At 32.3% G+C, this 21,122-nt stretch carries 22 protein-coding genes; 20 read left to right on the forward strand and 2 right to left on the reverse strand.

Annotation, left to right across the window (positions count from 1 at the left end; all coding sequences use genetic code 11):
- Positions 1 to 40 precede the first annotated feature (40 nt).
- The 19 genes from JJD95_RS04345 (at position 41) to JJD95_RS04435 (ending at position 15,814) form a co-directional block, all read left to right on the forward strand.
- Entirely contained in the window at positions 41 to 1,405 is a 1,365-nt protein-coding gene (locus JJD95_RS04345) for a flagellar hook-basal body complex protein (RefSeq protein WP_291640723.1), read from the forward strand.
- 135 nt (positions 1,406 to 1,540) lie between these two features.
- Positions 1,541 to 1,732, forward strand: a complete 192-nt coding sequence (locus JJD95_RS04350; protein ID WP_291640725.1) for a flagellar FlbD family protein — start codon at positions 1,541 to 1,543, stop codon at positions 1,730 to 1,732.
- An 11-nt stretch (positions 1,733 to 1,743) separates the two neighbouring features.
- Positions 1,744 to 2,556, forward strand: coding sequence for a motility protein A (locus JJD95_RS04355; RefSeq protein WP_291640727.1), 813 nt, complete (start codon positions 1,744 to 1,746; stop codon positions 2,554 to 2,556).
- Positions 2,549 to 3,289 carry a flagellar motor protein MotB gene (locus JJD95_RS04360; RefSeq protein WP_291640728.1) on the forward strand — a complete coding sequence of 247 codons (741 nt, stop codon included), beginning with the start codon at positions 2,549 to 2,551 and terminating at the stop codon, positions 3,287 to 3,289. The genes JJD95_RS04355 and JJD95_RS04360 overlap by 8 nt, the downstream gene beginning before the upstream one ends.
- Positions 3,289 to 3,738, forward strand: a complete 450-nt coding sequence (fliL, locus tag JJD95_RS04365) for a flagellar basal body-associated protein FliL (RefSeq protein ID WP_291640730.1) — start codon at positions 3,289 to 3,291, stop codon at positions 3,736 to 3,738. The genes JJD95_RS04360 and fliL overlap by 1 nt, the downstream gene beginning before the upstream one ends.
- An 8-nt stretch (positions 3,739 to 3,746) precedes the next feature.
- Complete coding sequence (gene fliO, locus JJD95_RS04370; protein ID WP_291640732.1) at positions 3,747 to 4,109, forward strand: flagellar biosynthetic protein FliO; 363 nt, start codon at positions 3,747 to 3,749, stop codon at positions 4,107 to 4,109.
- Positions 4,093 to 4,923 (forward strand): flagellar type III secretion system pore protein FliP, encoded by an 831-nt coding sequence (gene fliP, locus JJD95_RS04375; protein WP_291640734.1) that lies wholly within the window; start codon positions 4,093 to 4,095, stop codon positions 4,921 to 4,923. The genes fliO and fliP overlap by 17 nt, the downstream gene beginning before the upstream one ends.
- Before the next feature lie 10 nt (positions 4,924 to 4,933).
- Positions 4,934 to 5,203 (forward strand): flagellar biosynthesis protein FliQ, encoded by a 270-nt coding sequence (gene fliQ / locus JJD95_RS04380; RefSeq protein WP_291640736.1) that lies wholly within the window; start codon positions 4,934 to 4,936, stop codon positions 5,201 to 5,203.
- Positions 5,204 to 5,214: 11 nt separating this feature from the next.
- Positions 5,215 to 7,053 carry a fused FliR family export protein/FlhB family type III secretion system protein gene (locus JJD95_RS04385; protein WP_291640738.1) on the forward strand — a complete coding sequence of 613 codons (1,839 nt, stop codon included), beginning with the start codon at positions 5,215 to 5,217 and terminating at the stop codon, positions 7,051 to 7,053.
- A 3-nt stretch (positions 7,054 to 7,056) separates the two neighbouring features.
- Positions 7,057 to 9,132 (forward strand): flagellar biosynthesis protein FlhA, encoded by a 2,076-nt coding sequence (flhA, locus tag JJD95_RS04390; RefSeq protein ID WP_291640740.1) that lies wholly within the window; start codon positions 7,057 to 7,059, stop codon positions 9,130 to 9,132.
- Positions 9,129 to 10,355 (forward strand): flagellar biosynthesis protein FlhF, encoded by a 1,227-nt coding sequence (flhF, locus tag JJD95_RS04395; protein WP_291640742.1) that lies wholly within the window; start codon positions 9,129 to 9,131, stop codon positions 10,353 to 10,355. Before flhA ends, flhF begins: the two co-directional genes overlap by 4 nt.
- A complete protein-coding gene (locus tag JJD95_RS04400) occupies positions 10,349 to 11,212 on the forward strand; it encodes a MinD/ParA family protein (protein WP_291640744.1) in 864 nt (287 codons plus the stop codon). Before flhF ends, JJD95_RS04400 begins: the two co-directional genes overlap by 7 nt.
- Positions 11,213 to 11,224: 12 nt before the next feature.
- A complete protein-coding gene (locus tag JJD95_RS04405; protein ID WP_291640746.1) occupies positions 11,225 to 11,869 on the forward strand; it encodes a flagellar brake protein in 645 nt (214 codons plus the stop codon).
- 12 nt (positions 11,870 to 11,881) lie between these two features.
- Complete coding sequence (locus JJD95_RS04410; RefSeq protein ID WP_291640748.1) at positions 11,882 to 12,610, forward strand: FliA/WhiG family RNA polymerase sigma factor; 729 nt, start codon at positions 11,882 to 11,884, stop codon at positions 12,608 to 12,610.
- A gap of 29 nt (positions 12,611 to 12,639) precedes the next feature.
- Complete coding sequence (locus JJD95_RS04415) at positions 12,640 to 13,104, forward strand: hypothetical protein (protein ID WP_291640750.1); 465 nt, start codon at positions 12,640 to 12,642, stop codon at positions 13,102 to 13,104.
- Positions 13,105 to 13,160: 56 nt separating this feature from the next.
- Positions 13,161 to 13,304 (forward strand): hypothetical protein, encoded by a 144-nt coding sequence (locus JJD95_RS04420; RefSeq protein WP_291640752.1) that lies wholly within the window; start codon positions 13,161 to 13,163, stop codon positions 13,302 to 13,304.
- Positions 13,301 to 14,083, forward strand: a complete 783-nt coding sequence (locus tag JJD95_RS04425) for a flagellar hook-basal body complex protein (RefSeq protein WP_291640754.1) — start codon at positions 13,301 to 13,303, stop codon at positions 14,081 to 14,083. The genes JJD95_RS04420 and JJD95_RS04425 overlap by 4 nt, the downstream gene beginning before the upstream one ends.
- Positions 14,084 to 14,110: 27 nt before the next feature.
- Positions 14,111 to 14,908 (forward strand): flagellar hook-basal body complex protein, encoded by a 798-nt coding sequence (locus JJD95_RS04430; protein ID WP_291640756.1) that lies wholly within the window; start codon positions 14,111 to 14,113, stop codon positions 14,906 to 14,908.
- A 144-nt stretch (positions 14,909 to 15,052) separates the two neighbouring features.
- A complete protein-coding gene (locus tag JJD95_RS04435; RefSeq protein ID WP_291640758.1) occupies positions 15,053 to 15,814 on the forward strand; it encodes a hypothetical protein in 762 nt (253 codons plus the stop codon).
- Positions 15,815 to 15,887: 73 nt separating this feature from the next.
- Here the strand turns inward: JJD95_RS04435 and JJD95_RS04440 are convergent, their stop codons facing one another.
- Positions 15,888 to 17,531, reverse strand: a complete 1,644-nt coding sequence (locus JJD95_RS04440) for a putative manganese-dependent inorganic diphosphatase (RefSeq protein ID WP_291640760.1) — start codon at positions 17,529 to 17,531, stop codon at positions 15,888 to 15,890.
- 277 nt (positions 17,532 to 17,808) lie between these two features.
- Between JJD95_RS04440 and JJD95_RS04445 the strand changes: the two genes are divergently transcribed.
- On the forward strand, positions 17,809 to 20,373 hold the full coding sequence (locus tag JJD95_RS04445; RefSeq protein WP_291640762.1) for a calcium-translocating P-type ATPase, PMCA-type: 2,565 nt from the start codon (positions 17,809 to 17,811) through the stop codon (positions 20,371 to 20,373).
- An 86-nt stretch (positions 20,374 to 20,459) separates the two neighbouring features.
- On the opposite strand, the gene JJD95_RS04450 is transcribed toward JJD95_RS04445, so the two are convergent.
- On the reverse strand, positions 20,460 to 20,882 hold the full coding sequence (locus JJD95_RS04450) for a hypothetical protein (protein WP_291640764.1): 423 nt from the start codon (positions 20,880 to 20,882) through the stop codon (positions 20,460 to 20,462).
- Positions 20,883 to 21,122 lie beyond the last annotated feature (240 nt).

A 21,122-nucleotide genomic window follows, 5' to 3' on the forward strand; every position in this document is an offset into this window, starting at 1 on the left:
AACTCTATTGGGATTTAACTAAAAAAATGGGGGTAATATTATGTTAAGATCATTATATGCTGGAATAAGTGGAATGAAAGTAAATCAGACAAAATTGGACGTTATAGCAAATAACATAGCTAACGTTGGAACTACCGCGTTTAAAAGTTCAAGAATTAGATTTCAAGATATGATAAGCCAAAGCATGTCTGATGCATCTTCACCCTCAACTAATACAGGTGGAATTAACCCAAAGCAAGTAGGACTAGGAGTACAAGTTGCGGGAATAGACACTATGGTAGGTCAAGGAATGATGCAGCCCACTTCGAGAAATCTAGATGTTGCTATGGATGGAGAAGGGTATTTAATAGTTGCTAGTGGACCTATTAATGGAAAAATACCAGTTGATTCAGATAAACACACTATGGGTAGTGGAACATTAAATACATCATATACAAGAGATGGAGCTTTAACACTAGATTATGAAGGGAATTTGTTAACTTCAGATGGATTTAGGGTTATGGGTTACTCTGTAGGTTCAGGTGCAGGTTCAGATTTGAGTTTAGAATATAATGGAGATAAACTTACTGCAAGTTTTGTAGATGGAAATGGTAAAGGTGCTATAGAAGCAGATACTAACCTTATGCCATTATCAATACCAAATGAAATAACTATTCCTTCTGCTGCTGAGGCTGCTGGTAATGCTGCGGGTATCAAGGCTGCTGCTCTTACTGGTGCTACTGCTGTTAGTATTGCGGCGGCTATTACTGCTGCTAAGACTACTGCTGTTACGGATGCTGGTGTTGATGCTAAGGCTGTTGCTGATACTGCTGCTGCTACTGCTAAGGCTGCTCAGGGTATTACTGCTGCTGCTCTTGTTGCTGCTCAGGCTGCTGATACTGCTGGTACTACACCGACAACTGTGGCTACTCTTGCTTCTGCTCAGGCTGATGATACTGCTGCTCAGGCTGCTGATACTGCTGCTACTGCTGCTGCTGCTACTGCTACGGTTGATGGTGAAGCTGCTGCGCAGGTTTCAACTACAGCCAAGGTAACAACTTTTGCTATAGAAAAGGATGGAACTATTAAAGCCACTTTAGATGATAATACGGTAACTGTAATTGGACAGATTGCTATGGCATCCTTTAACAATCCGGCAGGATTAAGTAAGACTGGTAAAAATTCATATGTAAGTACTTCTAACTCTGGAGAACCAGTGGTTAGATCTGGAATTGGAGCTGATTCTACTGCTGATAACAGCGGAAGCTATGCCGATATGCTTTCAGGAATGCTTGAAATGTCAAATGTTGATTTAGCTGAGCAGTTTACAGATATGATAGTTGCAAGTAGGGCCTTTCAGGCAAATGGTAAAGCAATTACCACAGGAGATGAAATATTACAGGATATAATAGGTTTAAAGAGGTAGTAAATTTTAAACTGAATTTGTAATAAGTCTCAAATGCTTTCAGTGTTTGAGATTTATCAAATTCCTTAAGATTCAGTTGTTTTTTCGAAATACATAATAAATTATAAATTGTAATAGTACATATTAGGAGGTCCTATGATAAAACTTACAGGATTAAATAAAGTAGAATTCATATTAAATGCAGAAGTTATTGAAAAAATCGAAACAGTTCCAGACACTTTAATAACTTTAATAAACGGTAAGAAGTATCTTGTACTTGAGAGTACTGAGGTCATAATCGAAAAGGTATTAAAGTATAAAAAGAAGATATTTACTGGGGAGTTATAGGGGGAAATGGCATGAAAAAACATGATATGTTGACCGGTGTTGGTCTTTTTATAGGGGTAATTTTAATGCTCTGGGGTATGGCATCTGGTGGAGCGAGTTTGAAAATATTTTATTCGCCTTCTTCAATAGCAATTACCGTAGGGGGATCCTTTGCTGCACTGCTCATAGCTTACCCCCTATCAGCAATGAAGAAGGTAATTAAAATTCTTGTACAGTCTTTTAAAGAAGGTACAATGTCTAGTACAGAGATTATTAATAGTTTTACTAATTTATCTAAAAAAGCAAGAAGAGAAGGACTTTTATCTCTGGAAGATGAGATGGAACAATTAACAAATGAGTTTTTAAGAAAAGGACTTCAAATGGTAGTTGATGGACTGGAACCTGAAACAATAAAGGACATTATGGAACTAGAAATAGATGAAATGGAGAGACGTCATACTGATGGCGCTAATATGCTAAAAGCTTGGGGAGCTTATGCACCTGCTTTTGGTATGCTGGGTACTCTTATAGGACTTATTCAAATGTTAGCAAATTTAAGTGACTCCACAGCGCTAGCTTCTGGTATGGGGAAAGCATTAATAACTACATTTTACGGAGCGCTCCTAGCAAATTTAGTGTTAATTCCAATGGCTCAAAATTTGAATTATAAATCTAGTATTGAAGTGAATAATCGCGAAATGATGCTTGAAGGAGTACTTGCAATTCAATCTGGAGTAAATCCAAGAATTGTTGAAGAAAAATTAACATCCTATTTATCACCTTCTGAAAGAGTTATATTTTACGAAGAACAAGCCAAAGTAGCTGGGGTGAGCGAAGATGTCTAGAAAAAAAAGTGGTAAGGAAGAGATACGAACTGATGCGTGGATTACTACTTTTTCAGATACCATGACACTACTTCTAACTTTTTTTGTTTTATTATATTCCTTTTCAACAGTTGATGCAGCTAAGTTTGAACAAATTGCATCTTCTCTTCAATCAGTATTAACAGGTGAAACTAAAACAAGTATTATGGATTTAAATATAAAAAGTGGGGAAGTTCCATTAGTTGGTGAACCTATGCCAACTACAGACGATACAACAGCTAATACTGAGACGGAAGACATATATGAAAAAGTCCAAAGTTTTATAAAAGAGAAAAAACTAGAAAATATAGTTATGTTAAAATCTGACGATAGAGGGGTTATAATTCAACTTAGGGAAAACATTTTATTTGAAAGTGGAAAAGCAGAAATTATAGAAAAAATAAAACCTGTTTTAAAAACAATAAGCGGCCTTGTATCTTCTTTCCCTAATGATATTGTAATAGAAGGGCATACGGATAATATACCAATTAGCAATTATGAATATAAAAACAACTGGCAATTATCTTCTGCAAGGGCATTAAATGTACTTGAGTATTTTGTGGGTATTAATGACCAAATGCATCCAGAGCGATTTACGTCTGTTGCTTACGGTGAATATCAGCCAATTGCACCGAATAATAACGATGTAAACAGAACTTTAAATAGAAGAGTAAATATTTTAATTGTTGCAAATGAAAAGGAGGTCACTAAATAATGAGTGATAAACCTAAAAACGGAAATGCGTTTAAAATAGTCATTATAGTTTTGTTAGTATTAGTCGTACTTGGCGGTGCAACTTTTGGAACTATGTATTTCTTGAAAAAAGATTCTGGCGCTGCCGCTGAGCCAAAGGTAATTGTTGAGCAAACTTATCCTTTAGGTGAATTTACCATAAACCTTTTAGATGACAGTGGGAAAAGGTTTATTAAAGTGAATATTTACATAGGATATGAAACTAATGAGAAATTAACTACAGAATTAGAAGAAAAAAACGAGCCAATTATTAGAGACGCAGTTAATACATATATTAGAGCAAAGCATGCTACAGACTTTAGTGTTACGGGTCTTGATGTTATAAAAAAAGAGTTGATTAAAAGTATAAATTTAAATTTAACTAAGGGCATAATTATTAATATATATTTTAATGATATATTAATACAGTAGGTGATGAAATGATAGAATTTTGGACACTCATTTTTAAAATTATAATATTTTTACCTTTTATATTAGTTTTGATGTACCTATCTTTAAAATATGGCAGTACTAAACTTCAAAAATTACAAGATGGTAAATATATGAAAATATTAGATAGGGTTGCACTATCTAAGGAAAATAGCATTGTAGTTGTAAAAATTGGTGGAAAAGCATACGCTATATCTTCTAGTTCCCGAGAAATACGTATTTTATTTGAGTTGCCGCCTGAAGAGGTTACTTCCATTGAGAGTAGTAAAGACATACCGCAGCTTGAAGACGTGAAGAATTTATTTAAAAAACATATTATTAAAAAGGATGTAAAAAATGAAAATAAAAAATAAAAACTTATTTATTTTTGCTTTAGGGTTACTTATAATAGGGATTGTTACAATAAAAGTTGTAAGTGCGACGACGCAGACATTACCAATACCTAAAATTAATATTTCAGTTGATAATGCAAATACGCCAACTGAATATGTTGATAATATTAAGCTGTTAATGCTTCTTACAGTACTTACACTTTTACCTTCAATTATTATAATGTCTACTAGTTTCGTAAGAATTATTGTAGTTCTATCCTTATTTAAAAGTGCTATAGGTGTTCAGCAAGCAATTCCCAAAGAGGTTATAATTGGACTTGCACTATTTTTAACATTTTTCACTATGGCACCAACATTTGAAAAAGTAAATACTGAGGCTTTAACTCCTTATTTAAATAATCAAATAACTCAGGAGGTTGCCATAGAAAAAGGGTCTGCGCCTATGAGGGATTTTATGTTAAGACAGACTAGAACAAAGGATTTAAAACTATTTTTAGAAGTGGGACAGAAAGAGGATACAGTCCAGAACGAAGTTGATGCGCAGGGTAATGAAATACTTACAAACGGGAAACCTAAACTTACTTATGATAAAGTACCGATGTATGTGGTGATTCCTTCTTTTATAATAAGCGAACTAAGAAGAGCTTTTGAGATGGGATTCCTTTTATTCATACCGTTTATTATAATAGATATTGTTACGGGTAGTATACTTATGGCTATGGGAATGATGATGCTACCGCCAGTTATGATTTCGCTTCCTTTTAAATTATTGTTATTCATTATGGTAGATGGATGGAATCTACTTGTAAAATCACTTATTATGAGTTTTAGTTGAGGTGAATTAAATGACCGAAAGTATTGTTTTAACTGTAATAACAGATGCTATTCAAACCGCAATATTGGTAGCTGGTCCAATTCTACTTACAGCGACTTTAGTAGGACTATTAATAAGTATATTTCAAGCCACTACTCAAATTCAAGAGCAGACACTTACTTTTGTGCCAAAGCTCCTTGCAGTAGCTTTAATGGGATTATTAATGGGTAGCTGGATGCTCCGCACCATAGTTGCTTTTACAACTAGGATTTTTGAGCTTATGGCTAATATGGGAGGATAGGTGGAAATGTATTGATGAATACTGCTTATTATTTAGGCTTTATAATGGTACTCCTTAGAATATCAGGATTTTTTATGAGTACACCAGTTTTCTTTCCTAAGTATTCTCCTCCAATGGTAAAGGTTGGATTTTGTGTTATGTTCACGTTTTTGATTTTACCTGGCGTTAACTATGAAAATGTAAATTTAATTAATAATAACGAAACTCTAATAATATTTTTTATATCGGAGGTTATCACTGGTTTAACACTTGGATATATAACAAAGTTTTGCTTTTTCTCAGCACAGATGGCTGGACAACTTATGGATTTTCAAGTAGGATTTTCTATGATGAGTATATTTGATCCTGTATCGAATGAAAATGTTACACTGTTTGGGCGGTTACTTTACTGGACAAGTATAGTAATGTTTTTTGTTGTAGATGGTCATCATATGCTAATAAGGGCTATTATTGAATCTTTTAATGTTGTAAAGATTGGTAAGTTTATACTGCTGCAAGAAACAGCTATGATGATGGTAAAAGTTTTTATTCAGTTTTTTACACTTGGACTAAAAATTGCAATACCAATTATACTCATAATTATTATAACGGATTTAAGTATGGGGTTAGTATCAAGAACTGTACCTTCGCTAAATATTATTATTTTAGGTATGCCAATAAAAATACTAGTAGGCTTAAGTTGTTTTATTTTAGTTTTACCGTCTGCACTAAAGTTAATAGTAAATTCTTTTTATCTTATTCCAGATATAATAAATGAGTTTTACAGGGTAATACCACTACTTATTTTTATCTCGGCGGATAGTGGTGAAAAAACTGAAGATGCTACTCCTAAAAAGAAAGCAGACTCAAAGAAAAAGGGACAAGTAGCAAAGAGTAAGGAATTATCTTCTACCTTTACGCTTTTAACAGTTACACTTGTGATGATTTTATTAGGTTCTTATGCACTAAACAATTTAAAAGGCATATTAAGTCTTTTTTTAGGAAATTATTTAACATTGCCTCTTACTGAGTATACTGTAAGATCTGTACATCTAACTGCTATAATAAGATTTTGCCTTCTTATTTTACCACTTGTGGTTCCTATTATGATTATGGGGATTATTGCAAGTTTAATACAATCGGGTTTTATATTTACGGGTGATCCACTTAAACCTGATATAAAAAAACTTAATCCTATAAGTGGATTTAAAAAAATATTTTCTACAAGATCATTGGTGGAGTTAGTAAGAAATTTAATTATAGTGTCCACTATAGTTTATGTAGCTTATGATTTTATTAATAGTAATTATTTAGATATAATGAATTACGGAAGCCTTAAAATAGAAGCCATTTTAGTGGTTTTTGGAAAATTGGTCCTAGAGATGTTTTTCAAAATCGCTATAATCATGCTTATAATATCCATAGCAGATTTTGCTTATCAGAAATATAAACATAACAAAGAATTAAAAATGAGTGTACAGGAAATTAAAGAAGAATATAAACAACAAGAAGGAGATCCACAAATCAAATCTAAGATAAGACAAAAGCAAAGAGAAATGGCCTCTAGTAGAATGATGCAGGAAGTTCCAGATGCCACCGTGGTTATTACAAATCCAACACATATTGCAGTTGCCATTAAATATGAGGGGGGAGGAGAAGGTGCACCTATAGTTGTAGCCATAGGTGCAGATAATATTGCTATAAAAATAAAAGAGATCGCAAAAGAGAATGATGTCCCAATTATTGAAAATAAACCGCTAGCAAGGTTAATATTTAAGGAACTCGAGATAGGATCTGAAATTCCAGCTGATATGTATGAAGCTGTGGCAGAAATACTAGCAATAGTATACAAATTAAAGAAAAGAAAGTAGTGGATGATAACTGTGGCTGAAAATACAAGATTCAAATTAAAAAATAATTTAGATATTCTAGTTGCCTTTGGTGTAATCGGTATTGTTTTAATGATAATCATTCCATTACCACCAAAGATTCTTGATGTAATAATAGCAATGAATATAACACTGGCAGTTGTAATTTTACTTTTAACAATGTTTACAACAGAAGTTTTGCAATTTTCAGTATTTCCAACCTTACTTCTTATAACAACACTTTTACGCCTTGGATTAAATATTTCATCTACAAGGTTAATACTCACAGAAGCTTATGCAGGTGATATAATTGAGGCTTTTGGTGAGTTTGTTGTGGGAGGAAATTATGTAGTCGGAATAATTATTTTCTTAATAATAATCATTATACAATTTATAGTTATTACAGCTGGTGCTGGTAGAGTTTCAGAAGTCTCTGCTAGATTTACATTAGATGCTATGCCAGGTAAACAGATGAGCATAGATGCAGACCTCAATGCAGGGGCTATAACTGAAGAAGAGGCAAGAGGGAGAAGAACAAAACTTCAGGATGAAGCTAGTTTTTATGGAGCTATGGATGGAGCTTCCAAGTTCGTAAAGGGAGATGCTATAGCTGGTATAATTGTTACTATAATCAACATTTTTGGTGGGATAATTATAGGTGTTGTAATGCTTGGAATGCCAATTTCCGAGGCTACCTCGACTTATGTTAGGCTTACAGTAGGGGATGGTCTTGTAGGGCAGATTCCGGCGCTTTTAATATCAGTTGCTTCTGGTATTCTGGTTACAAGATCTGGTAGCACTACAAATTTAGGAACTCAAATAACTTCGCAGCTTACGGCTTTTCCAAAGGTTATTGCACTGGCATCAGTTGTATTATTAGTTTTGGCTGCAATTCCAGGAATGCCCCACCTTGTTTTTATAGTACTATCTATAATTACTGCAACAAGTTCATATTTTCTCTTTAAAGATGAAAAGGATCAAAAGATAATTAGAATAGAAAACGATGAACAAGAAAATTATGAAACTGAAAATAGAGAACCTGAAGATGTAATGAATTTGATTTCTGTGGAGACTATGGAAATAGAAATAGGATATGGACTCATTCCCTTAGCAGATGAGGCTACTGGAGGAGATTTACTTCAAAGAATTGCCTCAGTAAGAAGGCAGTGTGCATTAGAGATGGGAATTGTTGTTCAGCCCATTAGAATTAAAGATAATTTGCAGCTTAAAACAAATGAATACGTAGTTAAAATTCGCGGAACTGTGATAATTAAAGGAGACTTAATGCCAAGTATGCTTCTATGCATTGATCCAAGTTCTGAAGATATTAATATACACGGTATTAAAACCATTGAACCAACCTTTGGACTGCCTGCTGTGTGGATAAACAATGATCAAAGGGAAGATGCGGAAATCAAGGGACTCACAGTTGTGGATCCAACTACTGTAATGGTAACTCATTTAACAGAAACTATTAAGAGTCATGCCTTTGAACTGTTAGGTAGGCAAGAAACTAAGCTTCTAATTGATTCAGTGAAAGAGAAATATGATACCGTAGTTGACGAGCTAATACCAGATCTTATGACTATTGGTGAGATACAAAAGGTACTTCAAAGTTTACTTAAAGAAAGAGTAGCTATAAAGGATATGGTTACAATTTTAGAGTCCTTAGCAGATAATTCTAGGATAACTAAGGATATAGAAGTATTAACAGAATACGTACGTTTTTCACTTGGAAGAAGTATTTGTAATGGACTAGTTGATGAAAATGGGAGTATAACAATCATAACACTTTCACCTGAAGTTGAGAATGCTATATCTAACAATATTCAGAAGTCCATACAAGGTTCTTTTCCAGCAGTAGATCCTGATACTACAGGCAAGATATTAAATTCTATTAAAAATAATATTAGCACGATTTATTTTCATAATAATCAACCGGTAATACTGGTATCTCCAAAGATAAGACCAGCATTTAGGCGACTTATTGAAATGGTGTTTCCGAGTATTACAGTGCTTTCTCTTAATGAGATACCAAATGAAGTGGAGATTAAAACTGAAGGAGTTGTGACTCTACAATGATTATAAAACGATATGTAGTTAACAATATGAATGAGGCTATGACAAGGATAAGGTATGAACTAGGCATGGATGCGGTAATTATAAGCCAAAGAAAAATCCGAAAGCCGGGAATAAAAGGTTTATTTTCTCCGAAGATTGTTGAAGTAACGGTTGCTGTTGAAAATGAAATAAATACAGAGCAGAAAAATGTAAAAGATAGCATTGAAGCAATTAAAAAAGTTGTTCAGAAAGAAAGTGCAATTAGTGGTTACCATAAAGAAGGCACAGAACAGAATAATGTAGTACATAATATTCCTATAAATGATGAGGATACCAGTAATAATTCCTCAAAACACATAATGGATGAAATGAAAGAAATGAAAAATATGATTAACGAACTAGCGAATTCTAATTCGCTCGCAAATGCTAACAAACAGGAAACTAATTGTAGTAATGAATCTAAAAGCTCAATAGGGCAAATACTTGAAGACAATGATGTAGATGGACAAAATATTGATTATATATTGAAGAAAATAGATGAAGCTTATGTAGAACCGAGTGGATCTGAGTCAAACGAAACTGAAATCACCCAAATCGAAAAGACAAAGATTGTGTTAAAAGATATGATTCATGTTACTAAACCAGAATTACAAGGTAGAATAGTACTGGTAGGGCCAACAGGTGTAGGTAAAACTACTACTATTGCAAAACTTGCAGGAAGACTTGCACTAGTTGAGAAAAAAAAGGTAGGATTAATTACTGTAGATACTTATAGAATCGGTGCAGTAGAGCAGCTAAAAACTTACGCAGATATTATGGACATACCTTTTAGCGTTGTATATAATATGAATGATATGGACAAGGAAATTGAAGGGATGAGTGATCGAGAGGTAATTTTAATTGATACTACAGGACGTAGTAGTAAAAATAAAATGCAAATCTCTGAACTTCGAACATTTGTAGAAAAGGCTGATACCGAAAATATCCATTTAGTGCTAAGTTCTACAACAAAGAACAAAGATATTAAATATATTATTGAAGGATATCAAATTTTACATTATAATAGTATAATAGTAACTAAATTAGACGAAACTTCCACTTATGGTTCCATACTTAATATACTTAGGCTTGCGAAAATACCGTTAAGCTTTGTGACAACGGGTCAAAACGTACCTGATGATATTAAGGAACTATCCAAGGACAAGCTTGTTAGTCTTATTTTAGGAGAGGATACTATATGCTAGATCAAGCACAAAGACTTAGACAAATGGCAGTGCAAAACGTTTCAAATAATGCCACGAGTAAGCCTAGAATTATAACTGTTACCTCTGGTAAAGGAGGAGTTGGAAAAAGTAATATAGTAGTAAATTTATCTATTGCACTCCAAAAGATGGGTAAGAAGGTTATGATTTTTGATGCGGATATAGGGATGGGAAATGATGATATTATAATGGGATGTTCTTCTAGATATAATGTTTTTGATGTTATAAGTAAAGGCAAAGAAATTCAGGATGTTGTTCTAACTGGACCTTTTGGGGTGAAACTTCTAGCAGGTGGTTCAGCACTTACAAAAGTTGAGGATATAACAGAAATTGAAAGAAATTTGTTTTTAAATAAGCTCTCAGCTTTAACAGGATTTGATTACATAATAATGGACACGGGTGCTGGTGTAAATAAAAGTGTTTTGGGATTTATTGCTTGCTCAGAAGATTTAGTAATAGTAACCACGCCAGAACCTACATCACTAACTGATGCATATAGTCTGCTTAAGGCTGTTAAACATTTTAACATTAAAGATTCTGCTAAGGTTATAGTAAATAGATCTCTAGATAACAAGGAAGCATACCTTACCTATAATAAATTTAATAATGCTGTTACTAAATTTCTTGGCATGGAGCTAGAGTATTTAGGTAAAATAAGTGAAGATAAGAAATTAGCTTATGCAGTAAGAACACAACAACCAGTAATTATAAGCTACCCGAATTCTGAAGTAGCTCAGGATATAAACAGAATTGCAAGAGAAATCGAGGGTAATAGCCACAAACCAAGTGGTATGGGGGTAGAAGGTTTGTTTAAGAAAATCTTCAGCATTTTTTCATAAGGGGTGGGGGCAATGACTAAAGTGGATTTTATCATAAATAAGAAGTTAGAAATATTAGTTGGAGAGGAATATTTTAAGAGTAATATACAAGATATAACAGAACAATATATAGCAATTAGCATTCCTATTAATTCAGGAGAATATCTTCCACTGTCTAAGGGGACTTTGATAGATGTAATTTATTATGAAGAAGAAAATCTATATAAATTTAAGTCAGTAGTTATAGGACGTAAATTTGAAAATATACCTATTTTACTTATAGCAAATCCTGTGGAAATAAAAAAAATTCAGAGAAGGAAATATGTTAGAGTATCTACAATAGGTAAAATTAAATATATAAATCTTAAAAATGAGCAAAGGACGAGTCCTAGTACTATACAAGATAGCGAATATTCGAAGGCTATATTACTAGATTTAAGTGGTGGTGGCATGAAGGTTAAAATCACAGAAGAAATTAAATTGACAGAATTTCTTTTGGTATGTTTAACTATTAATAATGAAGACATACTTATAGTAGGACAAGCAATGCGAATCGTTAAAGATGATGAAGGTAGATTTAATTGTGGACTAAGTTTTAAATTCTTAGATAATGCTACTCGTGAAAAAATTATTAAGCTCACATTTCAACTTATGAGAGAACAGATGAAAAAAAGTTAGGGAGGCGTAGATATGTCCATAGCAAGTGTAGCTTCTGCACGCGAACAAATTGTGAAACAACATATACCTCTAGTTAAATATATTGCGTCTAGAGTAATAATTGGTAAAACTAAATATGTTGAATATGAAGATTTAATTAGTTATGGTATGCTAGGACTTATGGATGCACTAGGGAAATTTGATGATACTAAAGGTATGAAGTTTTCAAGCTATGCATCAATTAGGATAAAGGGATCTATGATTGATGAACTCAGGCGAAATAGCCCTATATCTAAAGGTGCAATGGATAAGCTAAACAAATATAATGGAGCTATTGAAAGGCTACAAAAACGTCTTTATAGAGAACCACTAAATCATGAAATAGCATGCGAACTAAATATTACAATTGATGAGGTTGCTGGCATTGAGAATACCATAAATTATATATCGATAGTATCACTTGAAGATTTAATATTTTCTGATGAGGATGACATGCCACTTAGTGGTACAATAAAAGATGATAAGAGTCCAAGTCCAGAAAAAACTCTAGAAGAAAAAGAGCAAATTGAATACTTAGCGCTAGGTCTTGATCACCTAAAGGAAAAAGATAAATTGGTTATAACCCTTTATTATTATGAAGGGCTTACTTTAAAAGAAATAGGAAACATATTAAGTGTATCTGAATCAAGAGTTTGTCAACTTCATAGTAGGGCCCTTATAAATCTAAGAAAAGCTCTAGCAAAACTAAAATATGAAATATAATATAATTTTTAAAAAATGGAGTGAATTATATGCCATGGTTGTTGATTTTTATTGGATTAATTCTTGTGATTTTAAATGTCTTAGCTATAAAAAAACACAATAGATCCTTTAATGGAGTGCTAGGGAACGCTATGGGAAATATTAATGATGAAGATATTAGAATAGGAGAACTTAGACGAGAATTTTCTGAAAGTATTTTAGAACTTCAAAGTGAAATAATGGATATGAAAAGGATTATGGGAACAAATATCGAATTACATAATAATAGTAATGAATTACATAAAACAAGTGAATTACCTAAAGAAGATAGTGAGATAATGTATAATAAAAAAGAAAGTATAATAGCTGAAACAAATATTAGTAATAGTAATAGTGAGAAAACCCAGCAAATAATAAAATTATTTGAGGAAGGATACTCTGAGGATTCAATATCAGAAATGCTACATCTAGGTAAGGGGGAAGTGCTATTAATAAAGGATTTATATATAAGATAAAAAAAATAATAGACTTTCTAAGTGATAGAAAACTTTTAATAGGAATAGGCATAGGTATGATTTTATCAACTATTTTATTAAGTGGTGCAAAGATAAATTATGAAATGAGTAAAGGAAAAATTGAAATAAAAGCTAGAGGATATGGAATGCGTTATCCTGATGAAATGCCAATTATTACTAATAAGGATGTGGAAAAATGATTAGAGGGCTTTATACAGCAGTTACAGGACTCATAACGGGAGAGGCTAAACAAAGTGTAGTAACTAATAACTTAGCGAATGCTAATACAACTGGGTTTAAAAGTGATAATCTTTCTATTAAAAAATTCGATGATGTGCTAATACAAAATTACGACAAACTTGTAAACGGTGTGAATACTAAAAGTACTATTGGCTCCTTAAGCATGGGAAGTGAAGTAGATGATTTAAATACATATTTTACTCAAGGAGTAATTCAAAATACGGATAAATCCACAGATTTTGCCATTGAGGGAAATGGATTTTTTACAGTACAAAGAGATGATGGCATAGATAATAAAAATTATTATACTAGAAGTGGTGATTTTCATGTCGATGGAAAGGGATATTTAGTGACGGATAGTGGAGATAAGGTATTAGGTGAAAATAAACTAACAAATGCAAACGAACCAATATTTGTGGGTGAAGGCATGATGGTATCTGATAAATATGGGAATATTTCAGTTAACGGTGAAAACAAATATAAGCTTAATACTGTAGACTTTGAAGATTACAAAAGCATGAAAAAAATTGGAGATAATTTGTTTGAAGCAGCAAATCCAATCCAAAATGCTAATGTTACAGTTAGACAAAATGCATTAGAAAAATCAAATGTCAATGTGACAACTGAAATTGTAAATATGATGACAATAATGAGGAATTTCGAAAGTAACCAAAAGGTTGTACAGGCTATAGATGAAACACTAGGAAAAGCAGTAAATGAAGTTGGTACAGTAAGGTAGTTACTAAATGAGGGTGGTGAGGCGTAAATGTTAAGACTTTTAGAGAATAGTCGAAGTTCTATGATGGCCCAACAGGAAAAATTAGATAGTATATCAAATAATATTGCAAATGTAAATACCAACGGGTATAAAAAAACTAATGTTAATTTTAAGGATCTAGTTTACGAATCTCTTGATAGAGCAGGGTACCCTGTATCTTCCGATAGTGATGGCAAAGCAATACTACAAAATGGTACTGGTGTTAGGGTGGGGGAATGGACGCGAGATACTTCCCAAGGAAATCTTACAGCCACTGATGTTCCAACAGATTTAGCTATAGATGGAATAGGCTATTTTGAAGTAGTACAATCAGACAATAGTAAGGCTTATACAAGAGCTGGTGATTTTACAACAGATGCAAATGGTAATATAGTTGACCCCAAGGGAAATAGACTTAGTATAATAGATGATTCTGGTAATAATATTAATACATTCGATGGAACTTATAAATTCCAAAGAAACAATTTTGTTGTAGATTCAAAAGGAGTTGTATCTATAAAAGACCCCACGGGCGATTTGGCCGTGGGAAAAGTGAAAATTTCAAATGTTATAGGTGACAATTCGATGGTTTCTATAGGAGACGGCCTATTTATGCCAAGGCCTGGTTCAGAGGCTATAGATAGCACCGATTATTCAATTAGACAAGGATTTTTAGAACTGTCAAACGTTGATATTACAACAGAGATGACCCAAATGCTTATAACTCAAAGAGCTTTTCAACTTAGTTCTACAACTTTAAAAACGGCTGATGAAATGTGGCAAATGGCTAATAATTTGCAAAAATAAATAAATATAAAAATAGACATGCTCTTGTGAGTATGTCTATTTTTACTTTTAGAAAATAATAATTGAGAAATAGTTTTAATTAATGAAAATCCCTCATATATTATTAGTAAAGTCTGTAACAATATGAAATAGGAGGGATGAAGCTTGGGGATAGGATATTTAGTTGGGTGTTTAATTAGTATATTACTCTGGAAACTCGATAGGCAAGGTATAATAAGCTTTGTTAACAAGAAAATAAGGAAAAAAATTAAAAACCCTTATGTGATACAATTTTTATATTTATGTGCTTTAATTGCTATATATATGGGGCTTTTTATTGTGAAAAATAATGAGATATACAATGCCATCACAGCTTTTATAGTATTAGATATAAGTAATACAGAGAGAAAAAATATAAATAACACCGAAAGGAAGCATTTTTATGACACCATGTCCACTATATCTAGAGCACTAGTTTGTGGATTTATTGCACCGCTATTTTATATTGTAATTTTTGGAAACGCGTCAGCTATTGTATTTACTTTACTCTACAATATTAGCTTTGATGAGGAACTTAATTTAATAGGTATAATTGTATCTATAGCTAACATAATTCCATCATTAATAACAGAAGTTTTTTTATATATAATTTATGTTTTAAAGAATCGAAAGTTAAAGATAAAATTTAAAGGCGATTATATTAATAATCTTTTTAAGATGCCTATGTTAAATGTGGATATAATAGCTGCTTATATAGGATCTGTTAATTTTTACTTTCATTATAATGGGAAAAATATGCATTACCTAAAATCCTATGGCAACTATAACAATAAGATCGATGATGTATGTATTAAGAATTATTTAAGTATTAGTTATTCTATATGTTTTATGATTTTTACAGCTTTTGTAGTGGTATATTTATTATAGAACATATAAAATGGAAGCATTTATTTTTTAAAAATAAATGCTTCCATTTTTATATTAACTTAAATTACTAAATTTAAGTTGCTTTATTTATGGCATCTGTAATAGGGGGTATAACTTGTTTTTTTCTTGAAATTAGACCAGGAATGTATATTCCGTTATCAGTTAAAGTAACATTAAAGGCTTTTGAAATAACTTCTTTATGTTCACCAACGGCTATTAATGTGGAACCGCCATTTAGTATGTCGGTTAGCATTAGTAAAATGATGTCAAAGCCACTTTCTTCGGCTTTTTTATTCATTAATTCTATCATGTCATCTTTCATTGGGTCGAAGCCTTCAATGTACATTGTGCCAACTTGTGATACTCCTATTTTTAAATTATTAAGAGTAAAAACCTTAAAGTCTTGGTAAAAAATTTCCTTAGCAGTTTTACCTTCAAGGGAAGTACCAGCTTTAAACATTTCTTTGGCAAATTCTTCTATATTTAAATTTGCAATTGTAGATAATCTTTTTAATATAAGTTTATCTATTAAAGTTGAAGTAGGAGATTTTAGAAGTAGAGTATCAGAAATAATTGCTGCACATAGAATACCTGCTGCTTTTTTAGAGGGTCTAATCCCATTTTCAAAGAATATGGATGCAATAATTGTTGAGGTACTACCTACAGGTTCATTTCTAAAATATATCGGGGTACCAGTTTGTACATCTGCAATTCTATGGTGGTCTATTATTTCTAATAGCTCAGCATCTTCAAGCCCTGTTACTGACTGAGTTTTTTCATTATGATCTACAAGAATGACTTTTTTTCTGTTTTGTGATATTAAATGATATCTAGATACTGAACCGACAACTTTATTGTTTTCATCAATAACTGGATAACTTCTGTATCTAGTTTCAAGCATAATATATTTTATCTCATCAATAAAATCCTCTGTATGAAAACTTAAAACATTTTTTTTAGTCATAACATAACTTATAGGGATACTTTGTGTTATAAGTCTAGAAGCTGTAAATGTGTCAAAAGGGGTTAACACAATTGTACATTCATTAGTTTCGGCTAGTTTAATAATTTCCTTAGTGGGAGCATGGTTTCCTGTAATTATTAAGAGAGCAACTTTAGATGTAATCAGTAAATGTTGGGAGTCTTCTCTATCTCCACATATGGCAATATCGCCAGGTTCAATTATAGCTTTTGTACTATCCGGATGCATGGCAGCTACGATAATCTTTCCTATTATTTTAAAAGGTATGTCAGGTTTGTACACACATTTAGCTGATAAAGTATCTAAAATATTCTCAAGGGTCGTATTGCTTTTGGCAAGAATAGAATTATCCCAAATATCTAGATAGCTTGCAGCAAGATTAGAAACTGATGCTACACCAGCTAACCTATCATTTTCATCTATAACAGGTAAAGTCTTTATACTATTTTTTTTCATAATAGACCAGGCCATTTTAAGAGAAATATCGGGGGAAATAGGAGCTACAACATCAATATCCAAGTCGGAAATTTGAGTTTTAACTGTAGTTATAAGTTTCGGCTCCTCTACTTTAAAATAATTAAGAATAAATTGAGTTTCACGATTAATTTCTCCAAGTCTTATAGGTAGTGCATGAATTTTTCCGGTCTTATTTTTAAACTCTGCATAGGCAATTGCAGAACAAATTGAATCTGTATCTGGATTTTTATGCCCCGTGATATAAATAACGTTTTTCACTTATGTTCCTCCTAGCATGCGTATGGTGAAGATAACAATTCTAAATTGTTAACTGGCCTTATTGATCATTCGCAATTATTGTTAGTATTAGTTTATAATGAAATGCCTATATTGTAAAGCAGAACCCAATATAAGTTAAAATAATCCACTGTATGTTTTTTCATATGTAAGTAAAATAAGACATATATTATTAAAGAATGAAGAATATATTAACTTTAGGATAGGGTATCTTTTAGTAAAAGTTATCTATGTCAGTGGAGTAGAAGGGGGAGTTTACGTGATTAATGAAAGATCGGCAAATAGTAATGAACTTTGGAGTGGACTTACATCGAAGCAGGCTGAAACTAGGCTTAAACAATATGGACTGAACAAATTAGAAAATAAAAAAAAGATATCCCCAATTCATATATTCTTATCACAGTTTAACGATTTTATTACTTGGGTCCTTATAGCAGCAACTGTGATTTCAGGATTTATGGGAGAGAAAGCTGATGCAATAACTATATTTATTATAGTTATAATGAATGGAATATTAGGATTTATTCAAGAGTATAAAACAGAGAAGTCCTTAGAGGCACTTGGAAGGCTTGCAGCGCCAACTGCTAAAGTAATTAGAAATGGTGGTGTTTCAGTAATAAATGCTATATATTTAGTGCCTGGTGATTTAGTAGTTTTAGAAAGTGGGGATAGAATTCCGGCGGATTGTATGCTTATGCAAGATAATAATGCAATGCTAGATGAATCTTTACTTACTGGAGAGTCTGCAGGAGTAAACAAAAGTTCTAGGTCTTCTGATAATAATATTTATATGGGAACAATACTTCTAACAGGAAAAGCTACAGCAAAAGTTCTAGCCACTGGTATGATGACTGAAATGGGTAAAATAGCCAATATGCTTCATAGCATTGAAAATGAACCGTCTCCACTAAAAGAAAGACTAGAACATCTTGGAAAAATATTAGTTGCACTTTGTATAATTATTTGTGTGATTGTAACTGTAATGGGTATTTGGCGTGGACAAGATATGTATACAATGTTTTTACTAGGGATAAGTTTAGCAGTAGCTGCAATTCCCGAAGGCTTAACGGCTATTGTTACAGTTGCACTAGCACTAGGGGTATCTAGAATGCTTAAAAGAAAAGCATTAATTAGAAAACTACCTGCAGTTGAAACGTTAGGGTGTACATCTGTAATATGCACAGATAAGACAGGCACGCTAACCCAAAATAACATGACAGTAAAGGCATTATATTTTAATAGTCGCGTTCATTATGTTGATAGTGATAAAATACCATTAAATTTATTAATGAAAAAAGCTTATACATACTGTAACGATTGCAACTATGATTTTAATAAAGGTGATATGGAAAAATGTTTATTTGGTGATCCTACAGAAACTGCATTAATTAAAGCTTATTTTGTAAAGACACAGGATCTAAAAGAGTTTTTAAATAAATCTAAAAGGGTATATGAAAATCCTTTTAATTCAACAAGGAAAATTATGTCAGTTATTGTTAAAGAAGAAGGTAGTGAAGCTTGTTATGTCAAGGGTGCTCCGGAAAGGGTTATAGAAAAATGTAAGTATATATATATTGACGGAGTCGTACAGCCTTTGCTTTTGAATTATAAAAATTCACTATTAAGGGCAGTGGAATCTATGTCTTTTAAGGCATTAAGGTGTATCGCCTGTGCCTATAAGGTTTCTGGCCTTACACGTAATGAGAATTTAGAGTCAAATTTAATTTTCATAGGTGTTGTAGGTATAATTGACCCTCCTCGGCCCGAAGTGAAGGAAGCCGTCCAAAAGTGTAAAATTGCAGGTATTAAGCCTGTAATGATAACTGGTGATCACAAAAACACAGCTTACGCTATTGGGAAGGAGTTGGATATATGCAAATCTCCAGATGAGGTTATAACGGGAGATGAGCTGGACAAATTAAATGAAGTGGAACTTGATAAAACTATTGATGATTTTAGAATATTTGCAAGAGTAAGTCCAAAACACAAGCTGAGAATTGTAAAAGCTTTTAAACATAAAAATTATATTGTTGCAATGACAGGGGATGGTGTAAATGATGCCCCGGCTATAAAAGAAGCGGATATTGGCATAGCTATGGGGATATCCGGAACAGATGTAACTAAAGAAGCAGCTTCAATGATTCTTTTAGATGATAACTTTGCCACAATAGTTGCAGCAGTTGAAGAGGGGAGGGTAATATATGATAATATAAGGAAATTTATAAGGTACTTATTATCCTGCAATTTAGGAGAAGTACTTACTATGTTTTTGGCTTCATTATTTTATTTAGATAATCCTTTGCTTCCAATTCAAATTCTATTTGTTAATCTAGTTACAGATGGGCTTCCTGCCATTGCACTAGGCGTGGATCCGGCGGGCAAGGGAATTATGCTCCAAAGGCCTAGAGAAAAGAGGGAAAGTGTATTTTCAAGGGGGCTTACAGAAAAGATTGTAATTCGTGGGAGCCTCATTGGTGTATGTACAGTTTTAGCATTTATTGCAGGTGAATATTATGGTATGGATCTTTCCGCATGTAGAACCTTGGCTCTAGGTACACTAGTTTTATCTCAACTTATACATGTGTTTGAATGTAGATCAGAAAAGCAATCACTTTTTGAGATTAATCCCTTTACAAATTTGTACTTAATTGGAGCAGTAGGTATATCAATACTAATGCTAATTAGTATTGTTTATATTCCATTATTTCAGAATGTATTTCATACAATACCTCTTAACTTCGGTCAATGGTTAATTATTCTGTTTTTCTCTGGCATTATATCCTTCATTAACAGTTTGTATTTATATTTAGTCCATAATCATTAAAGCAGGAATACTTTAAATTAAAAAGCTTTATTTATAATAAAGAGCTATATGACAAAGTAAAAATTACCTTTGTCATATAGCTTCTTTTATTTAAGCCTTTTATCGGCTCTTACTCTTTGAACTTTTGGAGTAGCTCCGTTCATTGGAACTAAGTCTTTCTTTGTTGTTAAATTTCTAATGTTTACAATTTTAATTTGTTCTCTGTGTTCTTTTCCTTTTTTGCCCTTCATCCCTTGAATTATAACAGACTGTCCTTGAAGTACAGAAATAAAGTGAATTTTCTTAAACCAACGTTTTTTCATAAATACGCATCTAGCAATAGACTTACTTCCGTCTGCCTTTACCAAGATGGTTACAGTTAATTTACTAAATATTCTAAAAAATTTCCAATAAATTTTTTCATCTACTTTGACAGATAGAACTCTACCTTGTGTTTGAGTAAGTCTATCTCCATATCTTTTCAAATAAGCATTTGTATAACTACTAGTTAATTTGTCTTTTAATCCCATTAGTATTACCCCTCTACATTAAAAATTATAAAAAATCAATAAACTAATTATATCTTATGTTGTAATCAAACTCAAGTATTAAAATAGTCTATTAAAATATTTATATGATCCGTTTATGATAATGTCTTAGTATACCGTTTTTGATTATGTCCCAAACATACAAAAATATAGTGTAGAATATACCTCATAAGATTGTACAAATGGGGTGTTGATAATCAGAAAGGTAGATTTAAATATGAA

This window comes from Clostridium sp., assembly GCF_016650035.1.
Lineage (GTDB): Bacteria > Bacillota > Clostridia > Clostridiales > Clostridiaceae > Clostridium_AD.